This window comes from Streptomyces sp. A0592 (assembly GCF_004795115.1).
In the GTDB taxonomy this organism is placed as follows: domain Bacteria; phylum Actinomycetota; class Actinomycetes; order Streptomycetales; family Streptomycetaceae; genus Streptomyces; species Streptomyces erythrochromogenes.
This window is the reverse complement of record NZ_SSBM01000007.1, coordinates 267,955-289,549: the sequence shown is the minus strand read 5'-3', so window position 1 is coordinate 289,549 and position 21,595 is coordinate 267,955. Positions and strand designations below refer to the sequence as shown.

24 protein-coding genes, 2 tRNA genes and 1 other RNA gene are annotated in these 21,595 nt (G+C 72.2%); 17 read left to right on the top strand and 10 right to left on the bottom strand.

Annotation, left to right across the window (positions count from 1 at the left end; genetic code table 11):
* Together E6U81_RS13990 and ffs are read right to left on the bottom strand one after the other, a co-directional pair.
* The coding region (locus E6U81_RS13990) for a DNA polymerase III subunit gamma and tau (protein WP_136230395.1) at positions 1 to 1,357 on the bottom strand (1,357 nt) is incomplete at its 3' end.
* A 64-nt stretch (positions 1,358 to 1,421) separates the two neighbouring features.
* An RNA gene (gene ffs / locus E6U81_RS13985) (signal recognition particle sRNA small type) lies at positions 1,422 to 1,520 on the bottom strand.
* A gap of 129 nt (positions 1,521 to 1,649) precedes the next feature.
* Here ffs and E6U81_RS13980 point away from each other — a divergent pair.
* Positions 1,650 to 1,737, top strand: a tRNA-Ser gene (locus E6U81_RS13980).
* Positions 1,738 to 2,506: 769 nt separating this feature from the next.
* Here the strand turns inward: E6U81_RS13980 and E6U81_RS13975 are convergent.
* From E6U81_RS13975 to E6U81_RS13965, 3 genes are all read right to left on the bottom strand, one after another.
* Entirely contained in the window at positions 2,507 to 3,922 is a 1,416-nt protein-coding gene (locus E6U81_RS13975) for a serine hydrolase domain-containing protein (protein WP_206309921.1), read from the bottom strand.
* 92 nt (positions 3,923 to 4,014) lie between these two features.
* A complete protein-coding gene (locus E6U81_RS39800; RefSeq protein WP_168714627.1) occupies positions 4,015 to 4,458 on the bottom strand; it encodes a hypothetical protein in 444 nt (147 codons plus the stop codon).
* 406 nt (positions 4,459 to 4,864) lie between these two features.
* On the bottom strand, positions 4,865 to 5,668 hold the full coding sequence (locus E6U81_RS13965) for a VOC family protein (protein WP_136230393.1): 804 nt from the start codon (positions 5,666 to 5,668) through the stop codon (positions 4,865 to 4,867).
* Positions 5,669 to 5,772: 104 nt separating this feature from the next.
* Here E6U81_RS13965 and E6U81_RS13960 point away from each other — a divergent pair, with 104 nt between their 5' ends.
* Together E6U81_RS13960 and E6U81_RS13955 are read left to right on the top strand one after the other, a co-directional pair.
* Positions 5,773 to 6,375, top strand: coding sequence for an HhH-GPD-type base excision DNA repair protein (locus tag E6U81_RS13960; RefSeq protein WP_136230392.1), 603 nt, complete (start codon positions 5,773 to 5,775; stop codon positions 6,373 to 6,375).
* 122 nt (positions 6,376 to 6,497) lie between these two features.
* A complete protein-coding gene (locus E6U81_RS13955) occupies positions 6,498 to 6,971 on the top strand; it encodes a cupin domain-containing protein (protein WP_136230391.1) in 474 nt (157 codons plus the stop codon).
* On the opposite strand, the gene opcA is transcribed toward E6U81_RS13955, so the two are convergent.
* Both opcA and E6U81_RS13945 read right to left on the bottom strand, forming a co-directional pair.
* The gene (gene opcA, locus E6U81_RS13950) at positions 6,920 to 7,852 is read right to left on the bottom strand and encodes a glucose-6-phosphate dehydrogenase assembly protein OpcA (protein WP_136230390.1); all 933 of its coding nucleotides are present in this window, start codon (positions 7,850 to 7,852) and stop codon (positions 6,920 to 6,922) included. The genes E6U81_RS13955 and opcA overlap by 52 nt on opposite strands.
* 20 nt (positions 7,853 to 7,872) lie before the next feature.
* Positions 7,873 to 9,483, bottom strand: coding sequence for a helicase HerA-like domain-containing protein (locus E6U81_RS13945; protein WP_136230389.1), 1,611 nt, complete (start codon positions 9,481 to 9,483; stop codon positions 7,873 to 7,875).
* 88 nt (positions 9,484 to 9,571) lie between these two features.
* Here E6U81_RS13945 and E6U81_RS13940 point away from each other — a divergent pair, with 88 nt between their 5' ends.
* Together E6U81_RS13940 and E6U81_RS13935 are read left to right on the top strand one after the other, a co-directional pair.
* Complete coding sequence (locus E6U81_RS13940; RefSeq protein ID WP_008740979.1) at positions 9,572 to 9,868, top strand: type II toxin-antitoxin system VapB family antitoxin; 297 nt, start codon at positions 9,572 to 9,574, stop codon at positions 9,866 to 9,868.
* A gap of 92 nt (positions 9,869 to 9,960) precedes the next feature.
* Complete coding sequence (locus E6U81_RS13935; protein ID WP_136230388.1) at positions 9,961 to 10,638, top strand: LytR C-terminal domain-containing protein; 678 nt, start codon at positions 9,961 to 9,963, stop codon at positions 10,636 to 10,638.
* Positions 10,639 to 10,706: 68 nt separating this feature from the next.
* Here the strand turns inward: E6U81_RS13935 and upp are convergent, their stop codons facing one another.
* Positions 10,707 to 11,342: a uracil phosphoribosyltransferase gene (upp, locus tag E6U81_RS13930; RefSeq protein WP_030647077.1), complete on the bottom strand. Its 636-nt coding sequence runs from the start codon at positions 11,340 to 11,342 to the stop codon at positions 10,707 to 10,709.
* A gap of 163 nt (positions 11,343 to 11,505) precedes the next feature.
* Between upp and E6U81_RS13925 the strand changes: the two genes are divergently transcribed.
* The 10 genes from E6U81_RS13925 (at position 11,506) to E6U81_RS13885 (ending at position 18,272) form a co-directional block, all read left to right on the top strand.
* Positions 11,506 to 12,447 (top strand): universal stress protein, encoded by a 942-nt coding sequence (locus tag E6U81_RS13925; protein ID WP_240803793.1) that lies wholly within the window; start codon positions 11,506 to 11,508, stop codon positions 12,445 to 12,447.
* Between the two features lie 84 nt (positions 12,448 to 12,531).
* Positions 12,532 to 12,711, top strand: a complete 180-nt coding sequence (locus tag E6U81_RS13920) for a hypothetical protein (RefSeq protein WP_030647083.1) — start codon at positions 12,532 to 12,534, stop codon at positions 12,709 to 12,711.
* Positions 12,712 to 13,002: 291 nt separating this feature from the next.
* Positions 13,003 to 13,551 (top strand): hypothetical protein, encoded by a 549-nt coding sequence (locus tag E6U81_RS13915; protein ID WP_136230387.1) that lies wholly within the window; start codon positions 13,003 to 13,005, stop codon positions 13,549 to 13,551.
* A gap of 59 nt (positions 13,552 to 13,610) precedes the next feature.
* Entirely contained in the window at positions 13,611 to 14,039 is a 429-nt protein-coding gene (tadA, locus tag E6U81_RS13910; protein ID WP_240803802.1) for a tRNA adenosine(34) deaminase TadA, read from the top strand.
* Between the two features lie 68 nt (positions 14,040 to 14,107).
* Positions 14,108 to 14,192 (top strand) — tRNA-Ser (locus E6U81_RS13905).
* Between the two features lie 130 nt (positions 14,193 to 14,322).
* Positions 14,323 to 14,652: a hypothetical protein gene (locus E6U81_RS13900; protein WP_136230385.1), complete on the top strand. Its 330-nt coding sequence runs from the start codon at positions 14,323 to 14,325 to the stop codon at positions 14,650 to 14,652.
* A gap of 367 nt (positions 14,653 to 15,019) precedes the next feature.
* Positions 15,020 to 15,181, top strand: a complete 162-nt coding sequence (locus tag E6U81_RS39795) for a hypothetical protein (protein ID WP_167344740.1) — start codon at positions 15,020 to 15,022, stop codon at positions 15,179 to 15,181.
* A gap of 227 nt (positions 15,182 to 15,408) precedes the next feature.
* Positions 15,409 to 16,305 (top strand): RNA polymerase sigma factor SigF, encoded by an 897-nt coding sequence (locus E6U81_RS13895; protein WP_240803792.1) that lies wholly within the window; start codon positions 15,409 to 15,411, stop codon positions 16,303 to 16,305.
* Between the two features lie 230 nt (positions 16,306 to 16,535).
* Entirely contained in the window at positions 16,536 to 17,378 is an 843-nt protein-coding gene (locus tag E6U81_RS13890) for an RNA polymerase sigma factor SigF (RefSeq protein ID WP_136230383.1), read from the top strand.
* 102 nt (positions 17,379 to 17,480) lie between these two features.
* Entirely contained in the window at positions 17,481 to 18,272 is a 792-nt protein-coding gene (locus tag E6U81_RS13885; RefSeq protein WP_136230382.1) for a hypothetical protein, read from the top strand.
* A gap of 50 nt (positions 18,273 to 18,322) precedes the next feature.
* Here E6U81_RS13885 and E6U81_RS13880 read toward each other — a convergent pair whose 3' ends face one another.
* Positions 18,323 to 18,565 (bottom strand): hypothetical protein, encoded by a 243-nt coding sequence (locus E6U81_RS13880; RefSeq protein WP_136230381.1) that lies wholly within the window; start codon positions 18,563 to 18,565, stop codon positions 18,323 to 18,325.
* Positions 18,566 to 18,668: 103 nt separating this feature from the next.
* On the opposite strand from E6U81_RS13880, the gene E6U81_RS13875 reads away from it, so the two are divergent.
* Both E6U81_RS13875 and E6U81_RS13870 read left to right on the top strand, forming a co-directional pair.
* Positions 18,669 to 19,115 (top strand): MarR family winged helix-turn-helix transcriptional regulator, encoded by a 447-nt coding sequence (locus E6U81_RS13875; protein WP_136230380.1) that lies wholly within the window; start codon positions 18,669 to 18,671, stop codon positions 19,113 to 19,115.
* 13 nt (positions 19,116 to 19,128) lie between these two features.
* A complete protein-coding gene (locus E6U81_RS13870) occupies positions 19,129 to 20,769 on the top strand; it encodes an MDR family MFS transporter (protein WP_136230379.1) in 1,641 nt (546 codons plus the stop codon).
* Between the two features lie 100 nt (positions 20,770 to 20,869).
* Here the strand turns inward: E6U81_RS13870 and E6U81_RS13865 are convergent, their stop codons facing one another.
* On the bottom strand, positions 20,870 to 21,520 hold the full coding sequence (locus tag E6U81_RS13865; protein ID WP_136230378.1) for a TetR/AcrR family transcriptional regulator: 651 nt from the start codon (positions 21,518 to 21,520) through the stop codon (positions 20,870 to 20,872).
* Positions 21,521 to 21,595: the final 75 nt, after the last annotated feature.

The following is a 21,595-nucleotide window of genomic DNA, read 5'->3' as shown; positions in this document are numbered from 1 at the left end:
CCGGCGGGGGCGCCTGCACGGGCGCGGAGACGGGAGGAGCGACCGGTGCGACCGGTGCGACCGGATCCGGAGCCGGCGTCCGGGCGGCGGCGGCCCGCGCGGCGGCGGGGCCCCCTCCCGGACCGGCGGGGGCCATGGCATGCGCCTCGGGCCCGGGCACGTAGCCCATGGCGGGCGGCCCGGCGGCGAAGGCGGCGGCCCCGCTGCGCTCCAGGCGGTCCAGGCGGGCCTGGAAGGACCGCTCGTCGTCGAAGGCGGCGGGGAGCAGCACGCGGGCGCAGATCAGCTCCAGCTGGAGCCGCGGCGAGGTCGCCCCCCTCATCTCGGTGAGGCCGGCGTTGACCAGGTCGGCGGCACGCGACAGCTCGGCGGCGCCGAACACGGACGCCTGCGCCTGCATCCGCTCCACGACGTCGGCGGGGGCGTCGATCAGCCCCTTCTCCCCGGCGTCGGGCACGGCGGCCAGGATGACCAGGTCGCGCAGCCGCTCCAGCAGATCGGCGACGAACCGGCGCGGGTCGTTGCCGCCCTCGACGACCCGGTCGACGACCTCGAAGGCGGCCGCGCCGTCCCCGGAGGCGAAGGCGTCGACGACGGAGTCGAGGAGCGAGCCCTCGGTGTAGCCCAGCAGCGAGGTGGCCATGGCATACGTCACACCCTCCTCGCCGGCGCCGGCGAGGAGCTGGTCCATGACGGACATCGAGTCACGCACGGAGCCGGCTCCGGCGCGCACGACGAGCGGCAGCACGCCGTCCTCCACCCGGGCGCCCTCGTGGCCGCAGACCTCGCCCAGGTACTCCCGCAGGGTCCCCGGCGGGACCAGGCGGAAGGGGTAGTGGTGCGTCCGGGACCGGATGGTCCCGATGACCTTCTCCGGCTCGGTGGTGGCGAAGATGAACTTGAGGTGCTCCGGCGGCTCCTCGACCACCTTCAGCAGGGCGTTGAAGCCCGCCGAGGTGACCATGTGGGCCTCGTCGATGATGTAGATCTTGTAGCGGCTGGACGCGGGGCCGAAGAATGCCTTCTCGCGCAGGTCGCGGGCGTCGTCCACACCACCGTGCGAGGCGGCGTCGATCTCGATGACGTCGATGGAGCCCGGCCCGTTCCTGGCGAGGTCGCGGCAGGACTGGCACTCCCCGCAGGGGATCGCAGTGGGACCCTGCTCACAGTTCAGGCACCGGGCGAGAATGCGCGCGCTGGTGGTCTTTCCACACCCGCGCGGCCCGCTGAACAGGTACGCGTGATTGACCCGGTTGTTCCGCAGGGCCTGCATCAGGGGTGCAGTGACATGCTCCTGACCGATGACCTCGGCGAACGACTCGGGGCGGTAGCGGCGGTACAGCGCAAGGGACGACACGTCTACGAGGTTATCCGGGCCCACCGACAACAGCGGCCCGCCGGCGCCACGAAGGGCCCCCGGAACGCAAAGCGCCCCCCACGCACCCGCCAGAGCCCACTTACCCTTGCTGCCTTCCGGCCCTGGGGGAGTTGGGTGAGATAGCGCCACGTGAGGGGCTGGCCCCACCCTAGCGGATCCACGCCCCCGGAATCGACCCCGCCCCCGCCCGCACCCCCGAGCCGCCCCCTCCGGATCCCCGCCGGACGATCACGTTCGCGAGCACCCCTCCACGTCTTGTATTGTTTGCCGCGGAGGATTCGCCTAGTGGCCTAGGGCGCACGCTTGGAAAGCGTGTTGGGGGCAACCCCTCACGAGTTCGAATCTCGTATCCTCCGCCAGTGCCTCACCGGGCACGTTGTCGAAGGGCCCCGCTGCTTGCAGCGGGGCCCTTCGACTTTTGCGTCGCCGGACACCGGCCCGCAGCGGACGGAGAGACGGAACGGTCGGACGACTTCCGCCCGTGCGCGCAGCTCCGTGAGGGCTCGCCCGGCACCGAGCGCCGGTATCCGATGCGCCCGAAGCCGGGGGCACGGTGAGGACGTCGTACCGCCGGGGGATCTCGTACGGGGACCAGGGGTCGGAAGGGGCTCCTTCCTGGTCGACATGGGGAACGACGCCCGTCGCCGTCGGCGTACACGGCGGGCTGGGCCCGGCCCTTGAGGTCGTACGGCATCCACGCGTCGGAGTAGGTGATCAGCTCCACCGCGGCGAAGTTCGCGTCCACGGAAACGCTCAGGTCGAGGAGGCCCTCCGCCGAAAGCTCCTCGGCACCGGTGCTCCTGGCGTCCACGGATCCGACGCGGCCGGAGCGCATGGCCGACCTGACCGCACCCGCCGGCTCCTCGACGGATCCGGTCAGGGTGAGTTCACCGTGGAACGGCGTGCCACCGGACCTGCCGGCCTCCGAGACCGCGAGGCGGATGGTCGGCCCGCCGACGGCGAGCCGGTGCGAAGCCGGGACGGACCGGGCCGCCAGCCCCTCTCCGAGGCACTGGACCAACGGGTCCACACCCTCGACGAAGTCGCCCCACGTCCATCGGGCCACTGGCGTACTGGCGTACTGGCGTACTGGCGATCAGGGTGCCCCCTGCGGCATGAGCGTACCGATCACGAAGGGGACACCCGGCCGAAGAGCCGGCCGGCCAGGTCGACGCCCACGACCGTCCCCGCGGCGTCGCGGGTGAAGAAGCCGCGCTGCCCCCGCAGGCCGCCGCTCGTGACGATGTACTCGTCGTCCCTGCCCGGCAGCAGGCCGATGGACTCCGGCGGGTAGTCCGCGGGCATCTCGCCGTCCGACCCCGCGCGGACCTCCGGCTTGATCCCGACCTCCAGCGTCAGGCCCTCCCCGTCGGCGGCGATGACGAGCGCGATCGCGTCGTTGGCGTAGCGGCCGACGATCTCCGGGGCGGCGGCCGGGTCGTACGGCAGCGGCTCCGGGTCCCGGTCGACCACGCCCAGGCCGGTCTCCAGCACCCGGCGGACCACCGCCTGGTTGAAGGGGATGCTGTTCGGGGCGGAGTTGGAGAGCACCACGATGGCGAAGTCGCGCTCCGGCACGATCAGCAGCTCGGCGAACTGGCCGTTCGTGGAGCCGCCGTGCCCGACCGTCGCCACGCCGTCGACCTCGCGCAGGAACCAGGCGATGCCGAAGGCGTCGCCGAGCGCGCTGCCCCGCAGCTCAACGGTAGGTTGCCGCATCCGCAGCAGCCGCTCGGCGGGCAGGACGCCCGTGCTGCCCTCCGTACGGCCGTCGGCGAGGTGGAATCGGGCCCAGCGCAGCTGCTCGGACACCGAGGAGACGAGGCCGCCGCCCGGGCGGTCGCCGCGGCCCACCGCCCAGGCCCGGGAGACGGACAGCGTGCCGTCCTCGTTGAGGTTGTGGCCCGCCGCGCTGTTCCCCGCCGGGCCGCCGGGCAGGTCTCCGGCGTCGAAGCCGGTGCGCGTCAGCCCCAGCGGCCGCAGGACGAGCTCGGCGACCGCCTGCTCGTACGTCAGGCCGGTGGCCTTCTCGATGATCCGCCCGGCCAGGTTGAACCCGGCCTGGCTGTACGAGGCCCGGGCGCCCGGCGGCGCGATCAGCGGCAGCTCCGCCATCGCGGCGACGAAGCCGGCCAGCGCGCCGTCGCAGACACCGGTGTCGGCGATGACGTTCCAGTCCAGGCCGGCGGTGTGGTTGAGCAGCTGCATCACCGTGATCTCCGCCGCGGCCCGCTCGTCGGCGAGGACGAGCTCGGGGACGTACCGGCGCACCGGCGCGTCCAGCTCCACGCGGCCCTCCGCGACCAGCCGCATCAGCGCGGTCGCCGTGTACGTCTTGGTGACCGACCCCAGCTGGAACAGGGTGTTCCGGTCCACCGGGACCGGGTCTGCGGCGCCCGCGTCGGTCACACCGTGGCAGGCGTGGATCTCGCGGCCGTCCACCCACACGCCGACGGCGGCGCCCGGGATCCTGAACTCGGCGGCCGTGGCCCGGACGAACTCGGCCAGCGCGGCCTGCGAGATCTGGTCGTTCCTGCTGGTCATCACGTTTCTCCCGGCTGTCGCCCTCTTGGTGAGCAGGACGATGCCGGGACGTGCTGACAGGCCGCTGACAGCCCGCTGAGCTCCCGCCGGGCCTAGCCGGCGTAGGCGTCGAGGGCGGGGAAGCAGATCGCGTTGTCCGCGCTGCAGATGTACTGGTCACCCGGCGTCCTGCCCCCGACGGGGCGCTCGTACGTCAGGAGGCTCAGCGTCCGGCCCGAAGCGAAGGCGGCCGTGGCGTCGTGGACCGGGCCCATGTCCGGGCCGGGGCCGGCGGCTGCCGTTCCCGCGTACGCGTACGGGCCGTGGCCGCCGTCCACCACGGCGAAGAAGACCGTACGGGCGGAGACCGTACGGCCCGTCGTCACCAGCCGGATCCCGATCCGCGCCCAGGAGTTCGGCAGGGGCTTGCAGCTCGTCTCCGCGCGGGCCTCGCGGATGACGGCCAGGCAGTAGCTGCGGTCGTCCGGCATCCAGGCGAGCTCGCCCGTGCCCTCGGGGCCGCGGTTGATCACGATCACGGCGTCGTCGTCCGGCACGGCGGCATCGGTTCCGCGCCGGACGGCCTCCAGGAGCGGCCGGTCGGCGGCCGTGGCCCTGCCGTCCCCGACCGGCGCGGCGGGCCCGGACGGCCCCGGGGGGAGCGACGGCGAGGGCGAGGGCGAAACAGAGGCGGAGGGCGACGACGACGGCGTTGACGACGGCGACGGCTTCAGTGGGGGCACGGCCGTGGCCGTCTGCTGCGCCTGCGGTGCCAGCGGCGGCGCCGGAGGCACCGCGCACGAGGCCGTCGCCAGTATCGCCAGCCCGCATCCCGCCGCCGCCACGGCCGCCGCACGTCTTGCACGTCTCATCCGGTCCGCCCCCTCACGCTCGAACTCACGTTTCAGGGGCGAAGTCTGCCGTGCCGGACGGCGTCACGGCCCGGCGGGGCACGCGTCCGGATCAGCCGAAGCTCGGCATCTCGCCGACCGTCGTGGTCAGGTCGATCACCGCGAAGGCGGCGCCCTGCGGGTCGGAGACCGCCGCGAACCGGCCGAACGGGCTGTCCATCGGGCCGAAGTGCAGCTTCCCGCCGTGCTTCTGGGTCTTCGACACCGCCTCGTCGCAGTCCGGGACCCCGAAGTAGACCTGGATGTACGGCGGCAGATCCGGCGGGAAGTCGTCGTCCATCTTCATCCGGCCCAGCACGGGCTGCCCCGGGTCGCCGGCGCTGAAGACCATGAAGTCCATGTCGGGCGCCTCCGGGTCGTCCATCCGCTCGGCGCTGTAGGGGAAGACCTTCGGCAGGAAGGCGTCCGGCTCGGCCGGCTCCCGGGTGAAGACCTCCGCCCAGGCGTATGAACCCGCCTCGCCCATCTTCTCGAAGCCCTTGTGCTCGCCCGGCTGCCAGACGCCGAAGACGGCGCCGCTCGGCTCCTTCGCGATGAGCATCGTCCCGAAGGAGCCGACCTGCATCGGGCCCATCAGGACCTCGCCGCCGTTCGCGGTCACCTTCCCGGCCGTGGCCGACGCGTCGGCGGAGGCGAAGTACAGACACCACTGCGAGGGGGCGTCGACCCCGGGCATCGGCGGTACCACGGCCGCGACGGCCTTGCCGTCCGAGTAGGCCTGCGTGTAGTTGCCGTACTCACTGCTGGACTCGCCGAAGGTCCAGCCCAGCACGTCGCCGTAGAAGGTCTTGGCGCCCTCCACGTCCCTGAACATCGCGTCCACCCAGCAGGGCGCGCCTTCGGGGAACTCAAGCATGATCGATCGACTCCTCGGCTCGTTCCTCGCTGTCGTCGCAACTCACGCTAGGCGCGCGGTGTGCCGACCGCGCGGGGAGCGCGCCCGCGCGGGACGCTGGAGCCATGGACAAGGACATCACCATCCGGCTGGCACAGCAGCCGGAGGCCGACGCGCTGCTCGGCCGGAGCCCGCTCGCGGCGCTCGTCGGCATGCTGCTGGACCAGCAGGTGCCGATGGAGTGGGCGTTCTCGGGGCCCTGGACGATCGCCCGGCGGCTGGGCTCCGACGACCTGGACGCGCACGCCGTCGCCGCGTACGACCCGGAGGCCTTCGCCGCCCTGCTCTCCGAGAAGCCGGCCGTGCACCGGTACCCGGGGTCGATGGCGACCCGGATCCAGCAGCTGTGCGCGTACCTGGTGGAGCACTACGACGGGAACGCCGAGGCCGTCTGGGCCGACGCCGCGACGGGGCAGGAGCTGCTGGGGCGCCTCAAGGCGCTGCCGGGCTTCGGGGAGCAGAAGGCCCAGATCTTCCTCGCCCTGCTGGGCAAGCGGTTCGGGGTGCGGCCGACGGGCTGGCGGGAGGCCGCGGGCGGCTACGGACAGGCGAACGTCTACCGTTCGGCGGCCGACATCACCGGGCCCGAATCCCTGGCCAAGGTGCGGGCGCACAAGCAGGAGATGAAGGCCGCCGCCAAGGCGGCGAAAGCCGCGGGCGGCTCCTGACCCCCGTTTCGCCCTTTGCCGCTCCGTCGCTGTTCAGGCGGGTGGAGCGGCTCGAATTGACCGGCGGCACAGGGTCCTGATTGACCCCTGCCACCGGTCGATCGGGCTCGTAGATTGAAGACATGACAGAGATCGCGACCCGCGCCGCCACCGCCGAAGCCATCCAGGACGCCCCGGGCAGCCTCATCACCCTGCTGACCGACACGGCCGAGCTCACCTGCAACACCGCCACCTTCGAGGAGGGCGCGGCGGGCGCCCCGGTGCACTTCCACACCAGGGCCAGCGAGTTCTTCCACGTCACCGCGGGACGCCTCGACGTCCTCGTCGGCGACGAGATCCAGACCCTGGACGCCGGCGACTTCATCGCGGTCCCGCCGGGCGTGAAGCACGCCTTCGCCCCCGCCGCCGGCCACACGGCGAGCGTCTTCGTCGGCTTCACCCCCGGCATGGGCCGCTTCGACTACTACCGGCTCCTCGGCCGGGTCAACGCGGGCGAGGCCACCGTGCAGGACATCAAGGACAGCTCGGCGACCTACGACAACCACTACGCCGAGAGCCCCGCCTGGAGCGGCCGCCGCCGCAGCGCGGAGCCGTAGACCACGTCCGCGTCGAGGCGGCGCAGTTCCTCCGCGATCAGTTCGGCACCGCTGCGGATCTTCAGGGCCACCCTGCGGTCGGGGCTCCCCGGCAGGGTCAGCGTGGCCAGCGCGCCCGCGGGCCGGTCCACCCGGACGTCCCCGCCCGTGGTGCGCAGCACCACCCCGGTGATGACCGGGCCACCGGTCGCCACCCGGTCGACGGGCACCCCGAGCCGGTCCTCCAGCCAGCGCGCCAGCAGCTCGGCGCTCGCGTTGTCGGGCTCGCTCTCCACCGCCGCACCGGTCACCGGCAGCGGCTTCTGGTCCAGGGCCGCGGCCAGCAGGGCCCGCCACGGCGTGAGCCGGGTCCAGGCCAGGTCGGTGTCGCCGGGCTGGTAGCCGGCGGCCCGCTCGTCGAGCACGCCCACCGGATCGAAGGCGGCGGCCGCGTCCGTGATCCGGCGCTGCGCGAGCGCACCCAGCGGGTCGCGCGCCGGGTCGGCGGGGGCCGCGGCCGGCCACCACGCCACCACCGGCGCGTCCGGCACCAGCAGCGGCAGGACGACCGATCCGGCCTGCTCGGTGAGCGCGCCGTGCAGGCGCAGCAGTACGAGTTCGCCGGTGCCGGCGTCGGACCCGACCCGCAGTTCGGCGTCCACCCGGCTCGCGCGGAGCTTGTGCGGGCCGCGCGAGACCCGCTTGATGACCACGATGATGCGGCAGGGGTGCTCGCGCGAGGCCTCGGAGGCCGCGCGTACGGCGTCGTAGGCGTTCTCCTCGTCGGTGACGACGACGAGCGTCAGCACCAGCCCCATGGTGGGGCTGCCTATCGCCCGGCGTGCTGCGAGCAGGGCCCGGTTGACCTTGCTGGACGTGGTGTCGGTGAGTTCAGTCCGCATGGGGCGAGTCTGTCACCGCGTCATCTGCGCCTGCGCGCCGTACCGAAGATGGAGCGGGAGATCTCCCGGCCCAGCTGGGTACCGATCGAGCGGGCCAGCGAGCGGAACAGTCCGCTGCCCACCACCTGCTCGGCCAGCGAGGGGTCCGCCTTCGGGGCGCCGCGCCCGGCCGCCCGCGCGGCCTCCTTCTCCGCCGCCTTGGCCTGCTTCTCCGCCTCGGCCGCCGCGGCGGCGGCCTCCGCCTGCGCCTCGGCGGCGGCCTGCTCGGCGCTGATCTTCTCGTACGCCGACTCGCGGTCGACCGGCTCCGCGTAGCGCGACCAGAGCAGCGAGGCCTTCACGGCCCGCTCCAGGTCCGCCGCCGCGATCGGTCCCATCAGCGACTGCGGGGCGCGCAGCCGGGTCGCCGCGACCGGGGTGGGGGCGCCGTTCTCGCTGAGCACGGTGACCACCGCCTCGCCGGTCCCCAGCCCGGTGAGCAGCTCCTCCAGGTCGTAGGCGGAGTGCGGGAAGGTCTTCACGGTCGCCTTGAGCGCCTTGGCGTCGTCGGGGGTGAAGGCGCGCAGGGCGTGCTGCACGCGGTTGCCGAGCTGGGCGAGCACGTCGGCCGGGACGTCCTTGGGGGTCTGCGTCACGAAGAAGACGCCGACGCCCTTGGAGCGGATCAGCCGGACGGTCTGGGTGACCGACTGCAGGAAGGCCTTCGAGGCGCCGCTGAAGAGCAGGTGGGCCTCGTCGAAGAAGAAGACGAGCTTGGGCTTGTCCAGGTCGCCGACCTCCGGCAGGTCGTTGTACAGGTCGGCCAGCAGCCACATCAGGAAGGTGGAGAAGAGCTGCGGCTTGTCCTGGACGGCCGGGAGCTCCAGTACGGAGACCACCCCGCGGCCGTCGGCGGCCGTGCGCAGGAGCTCGCTCGTGTCGAACTCGGGCTCGCCGAAGAATTCCGTGGCCCCTTGCGTCTCGAAGGCGGTCAGCGCCCGCAGGATCACCCCGGCGGTCACCGTGGACAGTCCGCCGATGCCCTTGAGCTCGGCCTTCCCCTGGTCGGAGACGAGGAAGGCGACGACCGCGCGCAGGTCCTTGAGGTCGATCAGCTCCAGGCCCTTGGTGTCGGCGTAGTGGAAGATCAGGCCGAGGGACTGCTCCTGGGTCTGGTTGAGCTGGAGCACCTTCGACATCAGCACCGGGCCGAATGCGGTGACGGTCGAGCGGACCGGGATGCCGGGGCCGATCCCGCCCAACGAGTAGAACTCGCCCGGGTATCCGGTGGGCTCCCAGGTCTGGGCCACGTCCCGGGCCCGCTCGTCGATCCGCTCGCCGGGCGTGCCGGGTGCGGTGATCCCCGAGACATCGCCCTTGATGTCCGCGAGGAAGACGGGGACGCCGTTCGCCGAGAGCTGCTCGGCGATGAGCTGGAGCGTCTTGGTCTTGCCGGTGCCGGTGGCACCGGCGACCAGCCCGTGCCGGTTGAGCATGGACAGGGGGATGCGGATCTGACGGTCGGGCAGGCACGCGCCGTCCCAGAGGAGGGCCCCCAGATCGAGCGCGGGCCCGGTGAAGGCGTACCCGGCGGCGATCTGCCCGGCCGGGTCCGTCGGGTCCGCGGCGGCGGCATCGGTGCTCTCACTCATGGATCACTCCCCAAATAGCACTGTCTGCCACTTTTGCACCACCCTTGCGAGGCTGCGCTCGCAGGCACGGGCCCGGTAGGCTTTCCGTGTGATCTTCAAGCGCATCGGAAGCGGGCGGCCGTACCCCGACCACGGCAGGGAAACCACCCGGCAGTGGGCGGACGTCGCGCCGCGCCCGGTCCGGCTCGACCAGCTCGTGACGACCAAGGGCCAGCTGGACCTCGAAACGCTGCTCGCCGAGGACTCGACCTTCTACGGCGACCTCTTCGCCCACGTCGTGAAGTGGCAGGGCGACCTCTACCTGGAGGACGGGCTGCACCGCGCCGTCCGCGCGGCCCTGCAGCAGCGTCAGGTGCTGCACGCCCGCGTCCTCGAGATGGACTGACGCTTCGCGTAGATTGCGCCTTTCGGGTCACCATTGACCTATCAGCAGATCATTTAGTAGGCATCGCCACCGGGTCGCATTACGCTGCGCCCATGAGCATGCTCACTCCCCCCGGCATGGGCGGAAAGTACCGCGTCACGGGGACCGCCTACCCCCGCATGAGCCGTAAGCGGAGCCGACGTCGGATCGTCCTCGCCGTGCTCGGCTCGGTCCTCGCGCTTGCCCTGGTCGGCTACGGGGCACTGCAGCTCATCGGCGTGTTCCGGGGCGATGGCCCCAAGCGGAACACGGCTGCCGGTGCCAAGGACTGTCCGACGAAGTCACCCGAGGCCGCGGCCAAGGGCGGTGCCCCAGCGGCCGCCGCCACGGCGTCCGCACCCGCCAAACCGGCGGTCGTACTCCCCCAGCCCGGCACCATCACGGTCAACGTCTACAACGCGACCCCGCGGGCGGGCCTGGCCAAGGCCGTCGGCGACGAACTCGCCAAACGCGGCTTCCTCATCGGCACCGTCGGCAACGCCCCGGCGGACTTCGACAAGAAGGTCCCCGGGACCGGGATACTGCTGGGCTCCCCGGCGACCGACAAGGCCGTCTTCGCCGTCCTCGGCACCCAGCTCGCCGGCACCACCCAGCAGACCGACACCCGTGAGACCGCGGACGTCGACCTGATCCTGGGCGACGCCTTCAAGGAGCTCAGCACGAAGGAGGACGCTGACAAGGCGCTGGCCCTCCTGGCCAACCCCGCACCCGCGCCCGCCAAGAACTGCTGAGCGGACGGCCCGGCGGAGACGCCGGGCCGCCGGACCGCCTGGCCGGTCGGCCGCCTGGCCGCCGGGAACTACTCCGCCGAGCCGTACATCCGGTCGCCGGCGTCGCCCAGGCCCGGCACGATGTAGCCGTGCTCGTTGAGCCGCTCGTCCACCGCGGCCGTCACGACCGTCACCGGCGTGCCCGCCAGGTCGCGCTCCATGACCTCGACGCCCTCCGGCGCGGCCAGCAGCACCACGGCCGTGACGTCGTCGGCGCCGCGCTTGATCAGTTCCTGGATCGCCGCGACGAGGGTGCCGCCGGTGGCGAGCATCGGGTCCACGACGTAGACCTGGCGTCCGGAGAGGTCCTCCGGCATGCGGGTCGCGTACGTGGAGGCCTCCAGGGTCTCCTCGTTGCGGACCATGCCCATGAAGCCCACCTCGGCGGTCGGCAGCAGCCGCACCATGCCGTCCAGCATGCCCAGGCCCGCCCGCAGGATCGGGACGATCAGCGGCCGGGGGGCCGAGAGCTTCACGCCCGTGGTCGGGGCGACCGGCGTCTCGATGTCGGCCTGCTCGGTGCGCACGTCACGGGTGGCCTCGTACGCGAGCAGGGTCACGAGCTCGTCCGCGAGCCGCCGGAAGGTGGCGGAATCGGTGCGCTTGTCGCGCAGGGTGGTGAGTTTGTGCGCCACCAAGGGGTGATCGACGACCTGCAAACGCACAACATCCTCCAAAACTCAGCCTGCGACCGGCAAAAACGGTCGCACGACGCGACCTGCACCCAAAAGGCTACGCGCTGACGACGCCCCTTCGCGTCCCCGGCGGCGGCCACGTCCGCGGCGGCCTGCGGATGCGACCCGCCCGGACGCCCAGCACGCTGGACTGGTGAGCAACGCACCGGTGATCGCAGCCGTCGACGGGTCCGAGCACAGCCTCAAAGCACTCCAGTGGGCGCGGGGGGCCGCCCTGCGGCACGGTACCGGGCTTCTCGTCGCCCATGTACTGCCCGATCACGCCCAGTTGTACGCCGGCCGGCGGGCGTCGCTGCACGACGCCTCCGAGCCGGAGGAGTACCCCGACCCCGTGAACGACTGGGTCAGGAGCATGATCGGCGGAGGCGCCGCCCTGCCGGACGGGGTCCGGTACGAGTCGCTGGAGGGATCCGTCCCCGAGGCGCTGCGGGTGATCGGAACGGGAGCCCTGATGCTCGTGATGGGCTCGCGGGGCCGCGGCGGCTTCGCCAGCCTGCTGCTCGGGTCGAGCAGCAGGGCGGTGGCCTCGACGGCGGCGTGCCCCGTGGTGGTGGTCCCGCACGCCGATCGCGACGCCGGGGCGGCCGCCTCGGAGGAGTCCGCCGGACGCGTCGTGCTCGGGCTGCACGCCGCCGAGACGCCCGACGACGTACTGTCCTTCGCCTTCGAGGAGGCGGCCGTGCGGGGGACCACCGTCCAGGTGGTCTCCGCGTACGCCGTCCCGCCCGCGCCGGCCCTGGTGATCGACCGGCCCTTCGAGGTGATCCCGCCGGAGGGCCTCGCCGACGAGGGGGACGGCGTCCCGGCCGAGCGGGAGATGCTGCGCTCCCAGACACAGCGGCTGGCGCCGCTGCGCGCGCGCTACCCGGACGTCCCCGTCGAGCAGGCCGCGGTCCCCGGCGACCCGGCGGGCCGGCTGGTCGACGCCTCCCGGTCGGCGGCCCTGGTCGTGGTCGGCCGCCACCACCCCCGGCGCACCGCCATGTCGCTGCAGATCGGCTCGGTGGCCCATGCCGTACTGCACCACGCACACGGCCCGGTGGCGATCGTCCCGACCCTCAAGGACAACGTCTGACCTGCACGGGGGTGGCATCAAACGCCCTGTCCGGGGGAAGGTGGGTGCAGGGGGAAACGACCGACCAGCCCAGGGTGGTGGCCGATGCCCGACACGCAGCCGAGCGACGACACTCCGGAGACCGCGGCGCAGCGCCGAGCACGCCGCGCGCAGTTCCTGCGTGACCTGATGGAGGCCCGCGCACTGCGCGATCGCGTACAGCCCCGCCGCGCCCGTGCCGCCCGAATGCGCCAGCAGATGCGGATGCGCACTTTCCGCTGGTGACCCGGCGGTGACCCGGGCGTCCGGACGGTGTCGCCGGCGCGACACGAGCGGCTCTCCGGGCAACCGGCACGGCCCCCGCCACCCCGGAACGCCCCGGCGCCACAACCCCGCACCGGCCCCGTCGGGACAGGGCGCGGCACGACGCAAGCGCGGAAGACCTCTCGCAAGGCCGCTGTTTCTGCCACGATGCCGATTGGGCGGGGCAGGGCGGCGAGCAGCACGGCCGTTCCGCTCCAACCTCCGGCCGGGGGGACCTCCAACCGGCACGCCTAAGACAGTGGGAGAGTCACGGTGTATTTCGCCGCACTGCTCGCGCGCACCGAAGACGGGTGGGAAGCGAGCGACATGGAACTCGACGGTGTCGAGTCCCTCAGTGATCTGATCGATCTCGCCCGTTCCGCCGCTGTCGACGACGACACGGTGGTCGCCCTCATCGAGCAGGAGGACGCCTGGTTCGGCGTCGTCCGCGTGGACGGCGAGGAGGACCCGCGGTACTTCGTGTCGAACGCCGCAGCGGCCGCCCGCAGCTCCTACGGCTCGATGCTGACCAAAGAGCTGCTGGGCAGCGACGAGGAGGACGACGAACTCGACGAGCTGGACCTGGACGGCACCGAGGACGGCGAGGAGGAATCCATCGCCGCGTTCACGGACGAGGACGCCGACGAGGACGGGGAGCGCGGGGCCGGCTCGGAGCCGGTACCGGCCGGTCCGCTCGGCGATCCCCGGCTGCTGGACGACCTCGGCGTGACCAACAAGCAACTGATGACCCTGGACGGGGACGCTCTCTCGGAGATCGCCGAGTCCCTCGGCGCCACCGAGGTCCTGGAGGCCGTCCGCTAGTGCTCACCACGGACACCACCGATCCCGTCGATCCCGTACGGGACCCGTGGCGGGCCTCCATGCGCCTGGCGCTCCAGGAGGCCGCCCGGGCGGTGCCGGCCGGCGACGTGCCGGTCGGCGCCGTCGTGCTGGGCCCGGACGGGAAAGTCCTCGCCACCGGGCACAACGAGCGCGAGGCGAGCGGCGACCCCACGGCGCACGCCGAGGTCCTGGCGTTGCGCAGGGCCGCCGCCGAGCTCGGGGAATGGCGGCTCCCGGGGTGCACCCTCGTGGTCACCCTGGAGCCGTGCGTGATGTGCGCGGGCGCGCTCGTGCAGTCGCGGGTCGCCCGGGTCGTCTACGGCGCGGACGACGAGAAGGCCGGCGCCGCCGGCTCGCTGTGGGACCTCGTACGGGACCGCAGGCTCAACCACCGGCCGGAAGTGGTGCGCGGGGTGCTCGGAGACGAGTGCGCACGGCAGCTGAGGGACTTCTTCCGCGACCTGTGAGCCCCGCCGGGACGCCCCCGGCCCCACCGATTTCAGCGGATGGGGTTCCTTAGGCTAGGATCCATCTCGGTAGTGTGTCCGAGTGGCCGAAGGAGCTCGCCTCGAAAGCGAGTATGGGGCAACCCATCGGGGGTTCAAATCCCTCCACTACCGCTTCGATCGAGAGCCCCGCCCCGCAAGGGTCGGGGCTCTCGGCGTATTCCGGAGGCCTTGCCGAGGCGCTCCCTCTCGCTCCGGCTGTGTTCCGGTGGTGTTCCCGATCGGCTCTCCGGAGGACAGCGGCGTGACCGCCCGCCCCCTCGGCCGTTGTCACGGCATGACCAAGACCCAGCGCATCCTCGCCGCCTTCGCCCTCGCGGGGGCCGCCGCGGGCCTCGCCGCACCCGCCGCCTCCGCGGACACGGCCCCGATCTCCCCGCTGACCCTCCCCGACGTGCCGATCCCGTCGCCCGGGACGCCCGCGGGGGTCCAGCCCGCATCCGTCCAGGAGGTCGTCGGGAAGGTCGGCGACGGCGCGAACGGGCTCAACGCGCTGACGGACCTGCCCAACCAGCTGGCACCCGTGATCGCCCCCGTGCAGCCCCTCACGGACCTGGCCGGCGCCATCCAGTAGCGGCGGCTGCGCGGGCGGACACGAAGAAGGCCCCGACCGGGGGTCGGGGCCTTCGACGCGTTGGACGGGGGAAGCGGCATCGGGGGGACAAGCCGCTTCCCCCGACGCGGACGGGCCTGCCGGTCCGGGCCGCAGTCAGGGGGAAGCTCGCGGCCCGGACCCCGCAGTGAGGCCCTGTCCCTCACCCACCGGTTTCCTGCCAGAACCGGTGGGCTCCCCTCCATCGTGCGCCCCGCAACGACCGCCGACCGACCGGCAAAAGGCCCGGAGCACCGGGCCATTGGTCCTTAAAGGACAGGTGAGTGCCACATCCTGACCGGTTAGACTCACCCGACTTGCAAGGACCGGTTGGGGAGGCCGCCCGCACGTGGACACCAAGAAGCTCATCACGGGTGCCCTCACCGTTTTCGCCCTCTTCGTGATCATCACCCAGCCGAAGCGAGCCGCCGAGATCGTGGAAATAGGCTTCCAGGGGATATCGGATGCCGCCTCCGGCATCGGCGAGTTCATAACCGAACTGGTGCGCTGACCCATACGCCGAAGCGGTTCCCGGACTTCCGGCCCCCCACTCGACGGGTGGGGGGCTTTTGCGTACCCCCCGCCAGGCATAATGCCCGGATATGCCCAACTTGCCCTCAACACGGCGATATACGGTGCTTGCACACAGTGCACATCTCTTGTGATGCTATGACCGCTTTTGACGGATGAGTTGACTGAAGGGGTGGCGTGACCGTGCCGGCCAGTACTGCGCCTCAAGTGCCACCCCAGCAGGACCCCCAGGTGCCGCCCCAGCAGGAACCCCGGAACGGGACCCGCCAGGGGCAGCCGCCCGAGGAGCCCCCGGCAGCGCCGACAGCTCCGGCAGCGCCGACAGCCCCGAGACCCGCGAGCCGGGGCGCGGACACCCGGGCCCTCACCCAGGTCCTGTTCGGCCAGCTGAAGGGCCTCCAGCCGGGCACCGGCGAGCACGCCCGGGTGCGCGGGGCTCTGATCGAGGCCAACCTCCCGCTGGTCCGGTACGCGGCCGCCCGCTTCCGCAGCCGCAACGAGCCGATGGAGGACGTGGTCCAGGTCGGGACGATCGGGCTGATCAACGCCATCGACCGGTTCGACCCGGACCGCGGCGTGCAGTTCCCGACCTTCGCGATGCCGACGGTCGTGGGCGAGATCAAGCGGTACTTCCGCGACAACGTCCGCACCGTCCACGTACCGCGCCGCCTCCACGAGCTGTGGGTGCAGGTCAACGCCGCCACCGAGGACCTCACCACGCTCCACGGCCGCACCCCGACCACCGCCGAGATCGCCGAGCGGCTGCGCATCACCGAGGACGAGGTGCTGTCCTGCATCGAGGCCGGGCGCAGCTACCACGCGACCTCCCTGGAGGCCGCCCAGGAGGGCGACGGCATGCCCGGACTGCTGGACCGGCTCGGCTACGAGGACCCCGAGCTGGCCGGGGTCGAGCACCGCGACCTCGTCCGCCACCTCCTCGTACAACTGCCCGAGCGCGAGCAACGGATCCTGCTCCTGCGGTACTACAACAATCTGACGCAGTCACAGATCAGTGCGGAGCTGGGCGTCTCCCAGATGCACGTCTCACGCCTGCTCGCCCGGAGCTTCGCCCGTCTGAGATCCGCAAACAGGATCGAGGCTTAACCGGAACGGGTGTAGATCAATCACGCGTTTCCCGACAGAACGGGCTGATCACGTTCTGCCCCCTTCTGTCGTCGGAGCTATATGTCGATATGGCGCTACAGCGTGTTGCCGACATGTGACATTCTGCGTGAACCGCGTTTGCCGCGGCCCCGCCTCCGGTATTCAGGTGGAAGCTGCGTTCCTCTGACGGGCGCGCCGTACGCGACCGTCCGCGACCTCAAGGGGGTGGCATGTCCGTAGACCAGGGCAGCTCCAAGGTGCTCACGCTTGTAAAGCCCGTGACGCCGCCGGCAGTCTCCGAACGCTCGGAAGCCATCGACACCCGCACCCTCTCCCGCTCGCTCTTCCAGCGACTTGCCACCCTGGACGCGGACAGCCCCGAACGGGTGTACGTACGCGACACCCTGATCGAGCTGAACCTGCCCCTCGTGCGGTACGCCGCCGCCCGCTTCCGCAGCCGCAACGAGCCGATGGAGGACATCGTCCAGGTCGGCACCATCGGCCTGATCAAGGCGATCGACCGGTTCGACTGCGAACGCGGGGTGGAGTTCCCGACGTTCGCCATGCCGACCGTCGTGGGCGAGATCAAACGATTCTTTAGGGACACCTCCTGGTCCGTGCGCGTCCCGCGCCGGCTCCAGGAGCTGCGCCTGGCGCTGACCAAGGCCAGCGACGAGCTCGCCCAGAAGCTGGACCGCTCGCCGACCGTGCCGGAACTCGCCGCCGTGCTCGGCGTCTCCGAGGAGGACGTCGTCGACGGCCTCGCCGTCGGGAACGCCTACACGGCCTCCTCGCTCGACTCGCCCTCCCCGGAGGACGAGGGCGGCGAGGGCTCGCTCGCGGACCGCCTCGGCTACGAGGACACCGCGCTGGAGGGCGTCGAGTACCGCGAGTCCCTGAAGCCGCTGCTCGCCAAACTCCCGCCCCGGGAGCGGCAGATCATCATGCTGCGCTTCTTCGCGAACATGACGCAGTCGCAGATCGGCGAGGAGGTCGGCATCTCCCAGATGCACGTCTCCCGGCTGCTGACGCGCACGCTCGCGCAGCTGCGCGTGGGCCTCATCGGCGACTGACGCAGGGACCGCGGGGTCGCGGGCCTGGTCGCCGGATCGCTCCGCGGGGCGATCCGGCACCTACCGCTTCCCAATTGACGGAGCGTCAGGAACACTGGCGCGATGCGAAAGGGATCGCGGGCGGCCACCGCCCTGCTCGCCCTGTGCTGCACCGCCGCCGCCGGCCTCACCGGCTGCGGCGGCCCGGCGCGCGAGGGCTTCTCCGCCGTGGGCGCAGCCGCCCCGGGCCCCGAACGGGGTGCGGGGGAGAACGTCGCCCCGCAGGGCGGAGTGGAGTTCCAGCAGCTCGGCGGCCCGTCCGCGGCAGGCGGATCCGCCGGGTCGTCCAGTACGTCGACCGGTCCCGCGGGATCGGGGAGCGCGGCCGGACCCGCACCGGGCGGAGCCGCGAGCCTCGCCCCCGGCGGCTCCGCAGGCGCCCCCGGCGCCGCCGCCGGCCCGGGCCGTACGCCCGCGTCACCCGGAAACCCCGGCGCTCCGGGCGCTCCCGCCGCGCCGACGGACCCCGCGAGCCCCAGTGGCCCCACGAGTCCGACCGGACCTCCGGGCAGGCCCGGCACGACACCCCCGGCGCCGCCCCCGGCCACCCCGGCGCAGCTGACGCTGTCCGCGCCGGTCCGGTCCGCCGCGGCCGACCGCTGGTGCGAGCGGGTCACGGTGACCTTCACCAACACCGGCACCACCGCGGCCCGTTCGGGCACGGTCAGCTTCGCGACACACGTCATCGGCGCCCTCGGCATCGACTGGGCCACGATCACCACGACCCAGCCGCTGCCCGCGCCCGTCGCGGGCGGAGCCTCCAGGACGCAGACCTACACGGTGTGCCTGGAGGCCTGGCGGGTGCCGCTGGGCATGCACGTGGACACCCGGAAGGTCACCGCGACCTGGGGCTGACCGGCCCCGGCGACCCCCGCGGCCCACGCGGCCCTGGCGGGCCCGCGGCCTCAGTGCAGGACGACCCAGGCGGCCGCGCCGATCACGAGCACGAGCGCGAGGACCAGCCCCACCTTCACGGCCGGGCCGGACGACTTGGACGCCTCCTGCTCGGCGCGGCGCTGCTGGCGCGACCCCGGACCGCCCGCCTGCCGGGCCGGTGCGGCCTCCTCGACGAAGGCCCGGAACATCTGGGTGCTGCCCGCCGGGTCGTAGTTGCCCTCGGGGACCTGTGAGTTGTGGTTCTCAGCCATGGAGCAGGACCCTAGCCGGTTTTCCGATTCTTTTACCGCCCCACCCCCCGGATTCATTTGCCTGTAGCAACCACCGGCTTCTATGGTTGCCTCAAGCAACAAGATGGGGGGTCGCCCGGTGCCGACACAGACGACGCGGACCACTCCGCACGAGGAGCTGGCCCGCCGGCTGACCGGAATCGGCGCGGTCAAGCGCGAGCTCGCCCGCAACCTGCCGGCGGACTGCCCGCCCGGCACGGCCGCCGTACTCACGGTGCTCGACCGGCACGGGGAGATGCGGCTGAGCCGGCTGGCCGACCTCATGGCCGTCGACATCTCGGTCACCAGCCGGCACGTCACCCACATCACGGCCCGCGGCTGGATCGAGCGCGAGCCGGACCCGGGCGACGGACGCTGCCGCATCCTGCGGCTCACCCCGGCCGGAAGGGCGCTGCTCACCGAGATCGGTGCCCGGTACTCGGCCGCCCTGGAGAGAGCCCTCCACGACTGGTCCGCCCAGGACATCGACGTACTCAACACCCTGCTGGCCCGACTCCGATCGAGCTTCTAGAGGAAGGAAAGACATGGCCCAGTCGGAGACGACGACCGACCCCGTGTCCACATCCGTGGACATGACCCATCCCCAGATCATGAAGGCGCTGTCCGGGCTCATGCTCGGCATGTTCGTGGCGATCCTCTCGTCCACGATCGTGTCCAACGCCCTGCCCCAGATCATCAGCGACCTCGGCGGCACCCAGTCCTCGTACACCTGGGTGGTCACCGCCGCCCTGCTGTCCATGACGGCGGCCACCCCGCTGTGGGGCAAGCTGTCCGACCTCTTCAGCAAGAAGCTGCTGGTCCAGATATCCCTGGTGATCTACGTCCTCGGCTCCGTGGTCGCGGGCCTGTCCCAGAACACCGGCACGCTCATCGCCTGCCGCGTGGTTCAGGGCATCGGGGTCGGCGGCCTCTCCGCCCTCGCCCAGATCGTGATGGCCGCGATGATCTCCCCCCGCGAGCGCGGCCGGTACAGCGGCTACCTCGGCGCGGTCTTCGCCGTCGCCACCGTCGGCGGCCCGCTGCTGGGCGGCGTCATCACCGACACCGAGTGGCTGGGCTGGCGCTGGTGCTTCTACGTCGGCGTGCCCTTCGCGATCATCGCGCTGATCGTCCTCCAGAAGACGCTGCGGCTGCCGGTCGTCCGGCGCGACGTCAAGGTCGACTGGCTGGGCGCCTTCCTGATCAGCGCCGCCGTCTCGCTGCTGCTGATCTGGGTCACCCAGGCCGGCGACTCCTACGAGTGGATCTCCTGGCAGACCTGGGCGATGACGGGCGGCTCGGTGCTCCTCGGAGTGCTCTTCGTCCTCGTCGAGTCCCGTGCGAGCGACCCGATCATCCCCCTGCGGTTCTTCCGCAACAAGACGATCACTCTCGCGTCCGCCGCGTCGCTGTTCGTGGGCATCGCGATGTTCTCGGGGACCGTGTTTTTCAGCCAGTTCTTCCAGTTGGCCCGTGGCGAGTCCCCCACGATGTCCGGAATCCTCACGATTCCGATGATCGCCGGGCTCTTCGTCTCCTCCACCGTTTCCGGTCAGGTGATCACCAAGACCGGTAAGTGGAAGGCCTGGCTCGTCTCCGGCGGTGTGCTGCTGACTGCCGGACTGGGCCTGCTCGGCACCCTCCGCCACGACACCCCGTACTGGCACATCGCGATCTACATGGCGGTGACCGGCCTCGGTCTCGGCATGATGATGCAGAACCTGGTCCTCGCCACCCAGAACCAGGTGGCCCCCGAGGACCTGGGCGCGGCGAGCTCGGTCGTCACCTTCTTCCGCTCCCTCGGCGGCGCCATGGGTGTCTCCGCGCTCGGCGCGGTCATGGCCAACCGGGTCACGCACTACGTCCAGGACGGGCTCACCGCCCTCGGCCCGAAGGCCGCGGCCCTGGGCCGGAGCGGCACCGCCGGCGGCGGGATCCCCGACCTCGACAAGCTGCCCGCGCCCATCCGCGAGGTCATCGAGTCCGCGTACGGGCACGGCGTCGGCGACGTCTTCCTCTGCGCCGCCCCGTTCGCGCTCCTCGGACTGGTCCTGGTGGTGTTCATCAAGGAGGTCGCCCTGAAGTCCAAGCCTGCGGTGCACAACCCGGCGGCCGCTTCCGAGGGCGCCCCGCCGGCCGGGACCGCAAAGATCGGCGAGGCCGCGGACGCCGCCGTCAAGGCCTGATCCCCCACTCCTCTGAGCTGCTGAGCCGCTGAGCCCCTTTGCCCCTTCACCCCTTTCACCCCTGAGCGCCGCCCGGTCATCCGGGCGGCGCTCAGGCCGTTCACAGGAGGCGCTCGGGCCGTGCTCGGGCGGTGGTGGCGGCCGTGGCCTCGATACCCGCTGTCAGGACGTCGAGCGCCAGGCAGAAGTCGTCCTCGGGCGTCCGCCGGAACGCTCCCCCGCAGCCGTGCAGGAACTGCCGGACGGCCAGGTGGGCGCCGGTCCGGGCGGCGCCCACCAGGCCCGTGGCGTCCATCAGCCGCTGGAGGGCCGCGTCGAAGGCCCTCGCGTGTGGGCCGATGTTCGGGTAGGCGGCGCTGAGCGGAGCCACCCACGGGTGGTCCGCCAGCACCCGCCGGTAGCCCCGGGCCAGCTCCTTGAGCCCGCCCGGCCAGCCCGCCCCGCCGGACCCCGGCTGCCCGGCCGGCAGGGCCAGCTCGCCCAGGGCCCGGTCCAGGGCCAGTTCGAGCAGATCGTGCTTGGTGTCCACGTACCAGTACAGGGACATCGCGGTGACGCCGAGCCCGGCGGCCAGCCTCCGCATCGAGAACCGGGCGAGCCCGTCGGCGTCGAGCAGCCGCACGGTGGCGGTGGTGATCCGGTCCCGGTCGAGCCCGGAGGGTGCCTCGGTTCGGCGTCTGCCGGACGGGGCGGGCCTGGCCACCAGCCACACGCTGGTCCGGGTCTCGCCCGGATCGGCCGCGGTCACCATGCAGGCACCCTCCTCGCGACAGCCGGACCAGCCCGGAATGCCCGGTCCGCCCTCTTGATGCTAGCGCTCGGGCCG